Annotated in this window: 12 protein-coding genes; 8 read left to right on the forward strand and 4 right to left on the reverse strand. The window is 38.4% G+C overall.

The features are described 5' to 3' along the window. Positions 1 to 65: 65 nt before the first annotated feature. Together ACPPVU_RS14290 and ACPPVU_RS14295 are read right to left on the reverse strand one after the other, a co-directional pair. Positions 66 to 779, reverse strand: a complete 714-nt coding sequence (locus ACPPVU_RS14290) for an SGNH/GDSL hydrolase family protein (protein WP_426667190.1) — start codon at positions 777 to 779, stop codon at positions 66 to 68. Positions 780 to 1062: 283 nt separating this feature from the next. Beyond that, the gene (locus tag ACPPVU_RS14295) at positions 1063 to 1554 is read right to left on the reverse strand and encodes a YajQ family cyclic di-GMP-binding protein (RefSeq protein ID WP_426667191.1); all 492 of its coding nucleotides are present in this window, start codon (positions 1552 to 1554) and stop codon (positions 1063 to 1065) included. A 195-nt stretch (positions 1555 to 1749) separates the two neighbouring features. Between ACPPVU_RS14295 and ppk1 the strand changes: the two genes are divergently transcribed. From ppk1 to ACPPVU_RS14330, 7 genes are all read left to right on the forward strand, one after another. Beyond that, a complete protein-coding gene (gene ppk1, locus ACPPVU_RS14300) occupies positions 1750 to 3795 on the forward strand; it encodes a polyphosphate kinase 1 (protein WP_426667192.1) in 2046 nt (681 codons plus the stop codon). Positions 3796 to 3800: 5 nt separating this feature from the next. Then, on the forward strand, positions 3801 to 4688 hold the full coding sequence (locus ACPPVU_RS14305; RefSeq protein ID WP_426667193.1) for an exopolyphosphatase: 888 nt from the start codon (positions 3801 to 3803) through the stop codon (positions 4686 to 4688). Between the two features lie 157 nt (positions 4689 to 4845). Further along, the gene (locus ACPPVU_RS14310) at positions 4846 to 5412 is read left to right on the forward strand and encodes a UbiX family flavin prenyltransferase (RefSeq protein WP_426667194.1); all 567 of its coding nucleotides are present in this window, start codon (positions 4846 to 4848) and stop codon (positions 5410 to 5412) included. Positions 5413 to 5485: 73 nt separating this feature from the next. Beyond that, positions 5486 to 6805, forward strand: a complete 1320-nt coding sequence (gene mtaB, locus ACPPVU_RS14315) for a tRNA (N(6)-L-threonylcarbamoyladenosine(37)-C(2))-methylthiotransferase MtaB (RefSeq protein ID WP_426667195.1) — start codon at positions 5486 to 5488, stop codon at positions 6803 to 6805. Between the two features lie 27 nt (positions 6806 to 6832). After that, positions 6833 to 8002: a prolipoprotein diacylglyceryl transferase gene (locus ACPPVU_RS14320; RefSeq protein WP_426667196.1), complete on the forward strand. Its 1170-nt coding sequence runs from the start codon at positions 6833 to 6835 to the stop codon at positions 8000 to 8002. Beyond that, positions 7995 to 8453, forward strand: coding sequence for a GtrA family protein (locus ACPPVU_RS14325; protein WP_426667197.1), 459 nt, complete (start codon positions 7995 to 7997; stop codon positions 8451 to 8453). Before ACPPVU_RS14320 ends, ACPPVU_RS14325 begins: the two co-directional genes overlap by 8 nt. After that, complete coding sequence (locus ACPPVU_RS14330) at positions 8443 to 9231, forward strand: inositol monophosphatase family protein (protein WP_426667198.1); 789 nt, start codon at positions 8443 to 8445, stop codon at positions 9229 to 9231. Before ACPPVU_RS14325 ends, ACPPVU_RS14330 begins: the two co-directional genes overlap by 11 nt. A 95-nt stretch (positions 9232 to 9326) precedes the next feature. Here ACPPVU_RS14330 and ACPPVU_RS14335 read toward each other — a convergent pair whose 3' ends face one another. After that, positions 9327 to 9875, reverse strand: a complete 549-nt coding sequence (locus ACPPVU_RS14335) for a NifU family protein (protein ID WP_426667199.1) — start codon at positions 9873 to 9875, stop codon at positions 9327 to 9329. A 152-nt stretch (positions 9876 to 10027) separates the two neighbouring features. After that, positions 10028 to 11371 (reverse strand): adenylosuccinate lyase, encoded by a 1344-nt coding sequence (purB, locus tag ACPPVU_RS14340; RefSeq protein WP_426667200.1) that lies wholly within the window; start codon positions 11369 to 11371, stop codon positions 10028 to 10030. A 159-nt stretch (positions 11372 to 11530) separates the two neighbouring features. Here purB and ACPPVU_RS14345 point away from each other — a divergent pair, with 159 nt between their 5' ends. Further along, the gene (locus tag ACPPVU_RS14345) at positions 11531 to 12139 is read left to right on the forward strand and encodes a TetR/AcrR family transcriptional regulator (protein WP_426667201.1); all 609 of its coding nucleotides are present in this window, start codon (positions 11531 to 11533) and stop codon (positions 12137 to 12139) included. The last annotated feature ends 25 nt before the right edge of the window (positions 12140 to 12164 follow it).

A 12164-nucleotide genomic window follows, 5' to 3' on the forward strand; every position in this document is an offset into this window, starting at 1 on the left:
TGGTGTTGTCCAACAAGATGCGCAAAGGCCTTATTCAGATTCGCAATGTATTGAGTGGTTTTGTGTTATGGAACCAAAGAAGCCACATACTTGGCTATCGCTGCATGCCCCGCATCATTCGCATGAAGCCCATCAGCAAGCCCAGTAATATCATAGGTATTAAATGGGTTAACAAAATAAACACCCACATTATTATTGGCCACGGTTTGTGCTGCTGTTATAAATGAATAATACCGTGTCATAGTAGCAGCGCCGTTGGGAAATGACTGACCTCCATATCCGGGACTCCAGGAAGCATTATTTTCAAAATAGCCACACAATACCACAATGCCATTATTTGCCCACCCTTTACTGTTGGCAAAAGTGATAATTGTCTGCAGTTGTGCAGAAAATAGATCGGTTGTGTAATCCGCAAAATTAAAAGCGCAATCATTTCCTCCATATGCAATAAAAATATACTTGCCTCTAGCAGGCTTAGTGGTTATCGCATCTTTATATTTTGAAAAAAAAGAAGTGTAACCAGTATTTTCGGATGCTTGTAGTAGTGTTTCATAAGACGTGCCTTCATTCATCTCCTCCCAATTTTTTTCTCTGCTTAGTACAGAAGTCCATCTATTGGCGATATTCGAAGCTCCTACTCCTGCCGTCATGGAATCCCCATAGAACCAAACTTGCGGCTTATTAGGCGGCGGCGGCGGCAACTGCTGCTTAGTGACAGTCGATTTACCACAAGCAATTAATAAAGCAAAGATAGCGAGGGCAATAATCTTTATTTTCATACGCTTCTATTACTAATAATTAGACTATTCATTGCAATTTTTTTTTATAAAAAAACATACATATTTTTTATAAAAAAATAAACTTTCGCATAAATATACAGAAGTCACGAGCTTACTGGGACACTATATGAAATATATTTTTTTAGTATTTTTTGCAAATAATATATAACCTCCGTTTGTTCAAGCGTGTCGTGGCAGTTGCGCAGGCGGGGAGGGGAGAATTGGAGAAATAACTCTCGGATATATTCGGATATATAAAGCATTTTACCTTACATACGCGGCCCTAATTCCTCATATTAATATACTGCAAAGGCTGTCCAAAATTCTCAGTACGGCATAAACTGATTACCGCCTGCAAGTCATCTATCTTTTTAGCCTGTACACGCACCTGGTCGTCCATAATGGAAGCTTGTACTTTTAGTCCGCTGTCCTTTATCTTCTTTACAATTTTTGAAGCCGTTGTCTTGTTTATACCTTCTTTTATCTTAATTTCCTTACGGATCATATTACCTGATGCATATTGTTCTTTTCCATCATCCAGCGCAGATGGATCGAGGCTCTGTTTTACCATACGACTGATGATAGAATCCTGTATTGCTTTCAGGCGCATATCATTTTCGGTAACTATGGTGATTTGATTCGTCTTCTTGTCCAGCTCGACAGTGCTTTTTGAATCGTTAAAATCATACCGGTTCAGAATTTCCTTTTTGGCGGTATTGATCGCATTATCGAGCGTTTGCCCGTCAATTTTACTGACTATATCAAATGATGGCATAATGGGTAGATTAATGTTTGTTTTGCAAAAGTAATTTCTTTAGAGCTGGTAATATAAAATTATCAAATTAATTAATCGGTATCACTTTTTTTACGTTAAATACTAAGCACAAAAGCCGCTATTTAAAGTTTAGTTAATATTAACTTAACAAATAAATAAGCAGTTTTGTAAACGGGGCCTAACACGCCATTTTTTATGGACATAAGACGTATACCTTTAATCAATCGGGAAATCAGCTGGTTATATTTTAATGACAGGGTTTTACAGGAAGCATCAGACCCAACAGTGCCCTTAATTGACAGAATACGTTTTCTAGCCATATTTTCGTCCAACCTGGATGAGTTTTACAGGGTACGGGTAGCTACCATGAGCCGGCTTTCAAACCTGAACGAAAAAGCCAAAGAAGTTTTAGGTTATAATCCTAAAAAGATACTTAACCAGATCAAGAATATCGTTGTAAAGCAGGAGCGTAAGTTTAATAATCTGTACGAGAATATTATTGTAAAGCAGCTTGCTGAAGAAAAAATATTTATCCTCAATGATAAACAATTGAACGTAACACGCGGTGCTTTCGTTAAGAGTTACTTCAGGGAGCGTTTACTGGCTACGTTGGTACCCATAATGCTCGATGAAAGTCAATCTTTTCCAGAATTAAGAGATAGAGCCATTTACTTTTTTGTAAAACTTACTAAAAATAAAAAATCACGTTACGCACTTATCGAGATACCTGATAACCTCTCAAGGTTCCTGGTGCTGCCGGATACGAATAATTTAAAGTTTATTATCCTTCTGGATGATATCGTTCGATACTCATTGGAAGATATCTTCTTTATTTTCGATCATGATACCATCGAAGCTTATTCCATACAGCTTACCCGCGATGCAGAACTTGACCTGGATAAAGAAGTAAGTGACAAATTTATTGAAGCATTATCAAAAAGTTTGCAAAAAAGGCGTAAGGGTAAACCTATGCGTTTGTTGTATGACACGGAAATGCCGATAGAAATGGTGACTTTCCTGGTCACTAAAATGGGCTTGCATGCCGAGAGCCTGATACCGGGTAACCGTTATCATAATTTCAAGAATTTTATCAATTTTCCCAACGTTGGCCGGCCCGAACTGGAATATACAGTATATCCGCCATTGCCGGTTAATGGTTTATCATTTGGTAAAAGCCTGATGGGAATGATCGCAGAGAAAGATTACCTGGTGAGCACGCCATATCAGTCTTTTGATTACATCATTCACTTCTTGCGGGAAGCTGCAATTGATCCCAAGGTGAAAGAGATTAGCGTAGCACTTTACCGTGTTGCAAGCAATTCAAGGGTGATACACGCGCTGATAAATGCAGCCAAAAATGGAAAGAAGGTAAACTGTCTGATGGAATTGCGTGCGCGTTTTGATGAGCAAAATAATATCACTTATAGCAGCAGGTTAGAAGAGGAGGGGGTAAATGTGCTCTATGGTATACCCGGTTATAAGGTGCATTCAAAAATATGCCTGGTTACCCGTACCGAAAAGGGAAGACCGGCTTATTATGCTTGTTTTTCAACCGGAAATTATAACGAAAATACAGCGAGGATATATGCTGATCACACTCTGTTTACGGCTAATAGAAAGCTTACAGAAGATTTAGTAGAGGTTTTTAAAACTTTAAAAGTAAGTGTATTACCAAAGGGTTTAAAGCATTTAATAGTTTCACCAATCGATTCCCGTCCGGCTATTTATAAGTTGATAGATAACGAAATAAAGAATGCAAAAGCAGGCAAGCCTGCCTATATGATATTAAAAATGAACAGCCTGGCTGATGAGCAAGTAATAGCCAGGTTATATCAGGCCAGCAATGCGGGGGTTAAAATTAAAATGATAATAAGGGGGATGTGCTGCCTGGTTCCGGGAATAAAAGATTATAGTGAAAATATAGAGGTGATCAGTATAGTAGATAAATACCTGGAGCATTCACGTGTGCATATTTACTGCAATGGTGGCAAAGAGCTGATTTATCTGACCTCAGCTGACTTCATGACCAGGAATATTGATAACCGGGTAGAGGTGGGGTTCCCGATATATGACGAACACTTGAAAAAGGAAATACGCGAAATAATCAATATCCAACTGGAAGATAATACTAAGGCCCGTGAAATAAACAGCCATAACAACAATAAATACCACAAGACTAATAGTGATATACCCTGCCGGGCACAGATAGACATTTACAATTACCTTAAACACAAAAATTAATTACGTTGAGATACGCTGCTATTGATATTGGTTCAAATGCTGTAAGGTTACTTATAGCTGATATTATTGAAAATAACGAATCGGTTTCGTTCAAGAAAAATACGCTGATACGGGTTCCGCTTCGTTTGGGGGACGATGCATTTTTACAACAATTTATTTCGGAAAGAAAAGCAGCAGACCTGGTTAAGACCATGGTTGCCTTCCGTAATTTAATGGATGTGTATAAAGTGACTGACTATATTGCCTTTGCCACATCGGCCATGCGGGAAGCCAAAAACGGGCAGGATATAGTGAGAACTATCAAAGAACAGGCTGATATTGACCTGGAAATTGTTACTGGTCAAAAAGAGGCTAAAATTATCTATACCAACCATGCTGAGCAGAGTATTGATAAGAGTAAAAATTATCTTTATATTGATGTTGGCGGGGGAAGTACTGAATTATCTTTGTTCTCTGAAGGGAAGCTGTTGGGATCAAGATCATTCAATATCGGGACTATACGTATACTGGATAACCAGGACAAAGAAGAGACCTGGAGCGAAATGCGTGAGTTTGTTCGCGATCATACCAAACAGTTTAAGAGTGTAAACGGCATTGGTACCGGAGGAAATATTAATAAATTGTACAGATTATCAGAAGAAAGGGGTGGCGCGCCTTTAACTTTTATTAAACTAAAATCTCTTTATAGTTATTTAAATTCCTTTTCGTTAAAAGATCGGATCAACGTTTTGGGCATCAACCAGGATAGGGCGGATGTGATCATTCCGGCCTGCGAAATCTATCTTTCAGTAATGAAATGGGCTAATATCAAAAATATTTACGTGCCTAGTGTAGGATTGGTTGATGGAATTATACAGATTTTAATAGAGAAAAATTTTTTGAATAACGATTAAAATTATTTTAAGAAATTGTTTAAAAATTGACAAAAATGTTTTTACATTTGTAGTGCCCTCTCATAGGGCATGTTTTTCATAGGTAGATGTAGGGTCGGGTACTTGTACTCGATCCTTTTTTTTGCACCCAATTTTAATCGTAGATTTACCGCTCATCATGACAAAAAAGAAGATCGTAGTTGCTATTACGGGTGCCAGCGGTGCAATTTATGCAAAATTACTGCTCGAAAAACTACAGCAGTTAAGCGGACAGCTCAATGAAGTAGCTATGGTAATGTCTGACAATGCCAAACAAGTTTGGCAATTTGAGTTAGACAATAGCGATTTTGATAATTTGCCTTTTAAGATATATTCGAAACATGATTTTATGGCGCCATTCGCTTCCGGATCGGCCAGGTTTGATACCATGGTGATTGTACCGTGTTCTATGGGAACACTCGGCCGTATAGCCAGCGGAACATCTGATGATTTGGTTACACGTGCTGCTGATGTGATATTAAAAGAACGCCGCAAGTTAATATTGGTAGCCCGGGACATGCCATTAAACCTGATTCATATTCGCAATATGCAAACCATAACTGAAGCTGGTGGCATCATTTGTCCGGCTATACCATCTTACTACAGCAAGCCAAAAACTGTCGAAGAAGTTGCTATGACTGTAGTGAACAGGGTAATAGACCTCATTGGTTTGGAGAACGAAAGCTATAGGTGGAGCGAGGAGTGATTATTGATTGTAACCAACATATGACTATCTATCAATCAACAAATCTGTAAATTTCCTATCTTTGCGCCCGGAAATGAATAAGAAAGTCGCTTTTTATACTTTAGGTTGTAAGCTCAACTATTCAGAAACGTCAACTATAGGCCGTCTTTTCAATAAGGCTGGTTTTGATACGGTTGACTTTACGGATACGCCGGATGTGTTTGTGATCAACACTTGTTCGGTAACCGAAAATGCCGATAAAAAGTGCAAAAAAGTAGTTAAAGAGGCTCTGAAGATATCTCCCAATGCCTATGTAACTATTGTAGGTTGTTATGCACAGTTAAAACCTAAAGAAATATCAGAAATACCTGGTGTGGATATGGTTTTGGGCGCGGCAGAAAAGTTTCAGATCATTGATCATATCACCGATTTAACCAAACAGCCTAAGGCACTGGTTTATAATCAACCGGTATCCGAGGTCAACCAGTTTATATCTTCGTATTCATTTGGAGATCGTACGCGTACTTTTCTTAAAGTACAGGATGGTTGTGACTATTCCTGCACATTTTGTACCATACCACTTGCGCGTGGTGCCAGCCGCAGCGATACCATTGAACATGTTGTTGAACAAGCCCGGCAGATCGTTGCTTCAGGCGTGAAAGAAATTGTTTTAACAGGTGTTAACCTGGGCGATTTCGGTATCCGCGATGGTAAACGTGAAGACAAGTTTTTCGACCTGGTAAAAGCATTGGATGAGGTAGACGGAATTGAGCGGATCAGGATATCATCCATAGAACCTAATCTGTTGACGGATGAGATTATCGAGTTTGTTTCGACCTCAAAGCGTTTTATGCCTCATTTTCATATTCCGCTGCAATCCGGCAATAATAAAATACTTGGATTGATGCGCCGTCGTTACAAGCGCGAATTATATGTTGATAGAGTGGCTAAAATAAAAGAACTGATGCCCGATTGCTGTATTGGCGTGGATGTCATCGTAGGCTTTCCTGGTGAAACACGCGAAGATTTTATTGATACCTATAATTTCCTGAACGGGCTGGATGTTTCTTACCTTCACGTATTCACCTATTCGGAAAGAGAAAACACATTGGCTGCTGAAATGCCTCATCCTGTTCCCGGCTCTACCCGTGCCGACAGGAGCAAAATGCTGCATATCTTATGTGACAAAAAACGCCGTGCTTTTTATGCAACCCAACTGAATAAAACCGATGAGGTATTGTTTGAAGGAGACATCAAAGATGGTTATATGCATGGCTTCACCCGTAATTATGTAAAAGTTAAAGCCAAATATGACCCCGTATTGGTAAATGAGTTAAAATCGGTTCATTTAACAAATATTTCACATGACGGTGATGTGGAGATTACGGAAAGCGAAGAAATATTAGTGCATTAATTCTATATTCGCTTCAAATTACAACCTATGTTCCCTACGCTAAGTTCTCTCATTCAATACCTCACAGGCTTATATATTCCACTTCCTATACAAACATTTGGGTTCTTTGTAGCTTTCGCTTTTTTGGGAGCATATTGGGCTTTTTCGGAAGAATTTAAACGCAAAGAAAAACTAGGATATATTCATCCATTTGAAAGAACGGTAACTATTGGTAAACCAGCCTCAACCGAAGATCTTGTACTCAACGGCATATTCGGCTTCATATTAGGCTTTAAACTGGTTGATGCGGCTGTAAACTATCACCAGCTTTTGGAGGACACGCAAGGCTTTATATTATCTCTACGTGGCAACTGGATCGGCGGTATAATAGGAGCGGGCGTTTTTGCCTACTGGGCCTATGCCGAAAAGAAAAAACAACAACTTGCAGAACCAGTTACCAAACCTGTATTAGTTCATACACACGAACTGATGGGAAGTATCCTGCTTTGGTCAGCCGTTGCAGGATTTGCGGGAGCAAAAATTTTTAACGCTTTAGAAAACTGGGACGAATTTATGGCTCATCCGGTTGAAATGCTGATCGGCTTTAGTGGTCTTACTTTTTTTGGCGGACTAATTTGTGGCGGTGCAGCAGTATTATACATAGCTCATAAACATGATATCAAACCTTTAACTATGCTGGATATCGGTGGGCCAGGAATGATGTTGTCTTACGGAATTGGGCGTATCGGTTGCCAGATGTCAGGCGATGGCGACTGGGGTATAGATAACCTTCATCCAAAACCACATTGGCTAAATTGGTTACCCGACTGGATGTGGGCTTTTAGGTTCCCGCACAATGTGAATGAGATGGGTGATAGAATCCCGACCTGTGCAGGCAAATTTTGTACTGTATTAAGAAACCCGGTATATCCTACATCTTTTTATGAATCGGTTATTTGTATATTGTTGTTCTTCTTTTTGTGGAGCATAAGAGACAAAATAAAAGCTCCAGGTATGATGTTTGGCATTTATATGATACTGGCCGGAGTAGAACGCTTTTTTATAGAATTGATCAGGGTAAATACTAAATATAAAATAGGCGGATTAGAATTTACACAAGCCGAATTGATCTCGGTTTTCCTTGTAATCGGAGGAATAATTATGATAGCAGCTGCAAAACGTACAACTAAACAATTGGATCCGAAAGCGAATGGTTGAACGGATTTTAGAACACAAGCTGGTGAAGAACCAGGTTTTTAGGTTTGTACTTTCTGCAGGGATGGGTTTTCTGGTTGATATATCCGCTTTTTACTTGTTTTATCACAACTTATTGGTACAGCATACCTATCAGGTATTTTCTTATACTGTACGAAATTCTACACTTTCACTCGCCATTTCATTTTTTATGGGTGTTGTGGTGAATTTCCTGATAACCAAATTTCTGGTTTTTAATGAGTCTCAATCAAAGTCTTCAAAGCAGTTTATACGTTTTGCATTGGTTGCCTTCATCGGTTTTTTTGCCAACCTTGCTGTAGTTAAATTTTTGATACAGACATTTGGAATATATCCACCCGTAGCGCGAATAATGGCGGCATTGAGCTTGTTCTTTGCCAGTTATTTTATTCATAAAATGTTTTCGTTCAGTTTATCTTTGCGTCATGCATCTTGAAAATTTAGCTAAACAGGTAATTGATGTTTCAAAAGAAGCCGGGGATTTCATCAGGCAGGAGCGTAAAAGCTTTGATTCTGATAAAATAGAATATAAAGGGTTGAATGATATGGTATCTTACGTAGATAAAACTGCAGAACAGATCATCGTCAAAGATCTTGAGAAAATATTACCCGAAGCAGGCTTTATCACTGAAGAAAAGACCAGGAGTCAAATTGGAGAGCGTTACAACTGGATCATCGATCCATTGGATGGAACTACCAATTTTATTCATGGAGTGCCAACATACTCAGTAAGCATTGCTTTAAAGGAACATGATGAACTGGTTTTCGGTGTAGTTTACGAGATCAACCTGGATGAATGTTTTTATGCCTGGAAAGATGCACCTGCTTATCTGAATGGAAAAGAAATTAAGGTAAGCAATAATCCAACTATTAGCAGCAGCCTCATTGCTACCGGTTTTCCTTATTATGATTTTGAAAAACAACCTGCCTACATTCAACTGTTTACCGAACTGATGAAAAGCTGTCATGGTTTACGCAGGCTTGGTTCAGCAGCAGTAGATTTGGCTTATACAGCTTGCGGACGTTTTGAAGCTTTTTATGAGTACAACCTTAATCCCTGGGATATAGCAGCCGGCGTAGTAATAGTAAGACAGGCTGGGGGACAAGTAATTAATTATAAAGGTGGAGGTGAAGTAATGAATAGCCGTGAATTATTAGCTACCAACGGCAAGATAACAGAGGAGATGCTGGATATTATCCAAAAATATTTCTAAAATAACACTTATTGCCCGCTAAACTACGCGAATTACACGAATAGTCTAATTCGCGTAATTCGTGATAATAATATTCGTGAAATTAGTGTAATTATTTATACAGCTTCAGAAACTACTTCAGTAACTTCAGGAACCATTCTCTTTAACAGATTTTCGATACCTGCTTTTAAGGTAACAGTTGATGACGGGCAACCACTGCATGAACCACGCAATTCAACAGTTACTACACCTTCGTTAAATGATTTATAGGTAATTGCACCGCCATCCTGTTCTACGGCCGGGCGAACGTAATCTTGTAATATCTGTTGAATTTTAACTTCAGCATCTGTCCCTTCAAAATTTACTTCTTCCTGTTCTTCTAACTGAACTTTCAATTCTGATTCAACAGCGCCTTTTACAAATTCTTTTAATATAGGCTCAACATCATTCCAGTCGCTGCCTTCAGTTTTGGTTACAGTAACAAAGTTGCTGGCAAAGAAAACACCGTTCACGAACGAAAATTTATATAACTCTTTTGCAAAAGGTGATTTTTCGGCACTTTCTTTTGTAGCGTAATCAACGCTGCCATTTATCAGCAACTTGTTTACTATGAATTTCATAGTTGCCGGGTTAGGGGTCGATTCGGTATATACGTTGATATTCATCTTCTATTTTTAATTAATCTTAACAAAGTTAAGTAGCTTTTTTGTTTGTTTTACTATGCAAAATAGTTATGACCCGTTAATGACGTATGAATTTGCAAATGTGTGGATATGCAGATGTGTAAATTGACGTATCCGTATATCTTATCTGCACATCAAATACCTGTATAATTTGAAGGGCTTATCTTTTTAATTTCAGTCTTAACTTCATCACTCACCGCTAATGTTTCTACAAAGGTTGCTATAGTTTCAGCATTGATTTCTGTGTTGGTGCGTGTTAAGTCCTTTAATGCTTCATACGGGTTTGGGTAACCTTCGCGTCTTAATATCGTCTGTATCGCTTCAGCAACAACGGCCCAGTTAGCTTCCAGGTGGGCATTTATCGCAGGTTCGTTAAGTAATAATTTGTTTAACCCCTTAATGGTCGATTTAATTGCGATCAATGTATGAGCAACAGGAACACCTATGTTACGTAATACCGTAGAGTCGGTCAGATCTCGCTGTAAACGGGATAAAGGTAATTTGGCAGCCAGGTGTTCAAATAATGCATTCGCAATACCCAGATTACCTTCTGAATTTTCAAAATCAATAGGATTTACTTTGTGTGGCATAGCCGATGAGCCTACTTCACCTGCCTTTATCTTTTGCTTAAAATAATTCATGGAGATATAAGCCCACATATCACGATCAAGATCCATCAGGATATTGTTGATCCTTTTCATTGCGTCACATTGTGCAGCGAAATTATCATAGTGCTCTATCTGTGTAGTAAATTGAGAGCGGCTCAAGCCTAAAATATCATTCACAAAATGGTCGCCGAATTTTTTCCAGTCGATGTTTGGATAGGCAATATTGTGGGCATTATAGTTACCGGTAGCGCCGCCAAATTTAGCTGAATAAGGTACTTGTTTTAATAAACGTAACTGGCTTTCCAGTCGTTCAACAAAAACCTGTATTTCTTTTCCCAGGCGGGTAGGAGATGCTGGCTGGCCGTGCGTGTGCGCCAACATTGGCAAATTAGCCCAATCAGCGGCATATTTCTTTAGCAAATCTAATAGCTCAGTAAGCGCAGGGAGATAGGATTTGTCAATTGCCAATTTAAAACTATATGGAATTGAAGTATTGTTGATATCCTGTGATGTTAAGCCAAAATGGATGAACTCTTTATATTTCTCCAGGCCCAGTTTATCAAATTCTTGTTTGATAAAATATTCAACCGCCTTTACATCGTGATTGGTGATCTTTTCAATGTCTTTTATACACTGCGCATCGTTTTCTGTAAAATTTTTATAAATGCCGCGTAACTTTTCTGATACTTTTTTATCAAAATCAAGAAGCTGTGGCAAAGGATGCTCGCATAAGGCAATAAAGTATTCAATTTCAACAAATACCCTGTATTTGATCAGTGCATATTCTGAGAAATAATTTGCCAGTTCTGATGTAGTGTTTCGATACCGGCCATCGATAGGAGAAATTGCAGAAAGTGCTGTAAGCGTCATTTTTAAAACTTTCCGCAAAGGTAATAATTAAGAGCCGCATTCAATAGGGATAGCAAGATGCGGCAATAGTACTTTGAAATCAAATTGTCTGGGAAAAGTCATTTGTGTTGGAAACTTTGAAATCAAAAAATGTTTCCTTAGTTTTGACCTATTAAGTCAATGAGTCAAATAGAAAGAATAATATTAGGCGCCGAAGAGCTTTTCTTAACAGCAGGCATCAAAAGCATAACTATGGATGATGTAGCAAAACATCTGGGTATGTCTAAAAAAACCATTTACCAGTTCTTTAAAGATAAAAATGAGTTAGTTGTTGCCCTGGTAAATAAAAAACTAAAAGAAGATGAAGATCAGATGAGTGCTATCATGAATCAATCAAGTAATGTGATTGAAGAAATGATAAACATGATGAAATGTTCTGAGGAGATATTTTCAAGAATAAATCCGATTGTGATCCATGATCTTCAAAAATATCATCCTGATGCCTGGAAACAGTTTCAGAATTTTAAATCTGGAGTATTGGTACATACACTGGAAGAACTGTTAACAAAAGGAATTAAGCAAGGCTATATCAGACCCGAGATAGATGTGAAGATAATAGCGATGATGCGGGTAGCACAAGTCGAAATGGGCTTTAACGCCACAGTATTCCCGGTAGCTGAATTTAACACATGGAAGGTGCAACAGCAATTTATGGAACATTTTAACTATGGTATCTGCACATTAAAGGGTTACAAATTATTAAATGAGTATAAAAATATACACGAATAAATTAATTAACCCTATTGACATAGGG

Origin of the sequence: Mucilaginibacter sp. McL0603, from assembly GCF_049992945.1 — a bacterium.
Taxonomy (GTDB): Bacteria; Bacteroidota; Bacteroidia; order Sphingobacteriales; family Sphingobacteriaceae; genus Mucilaginibacter.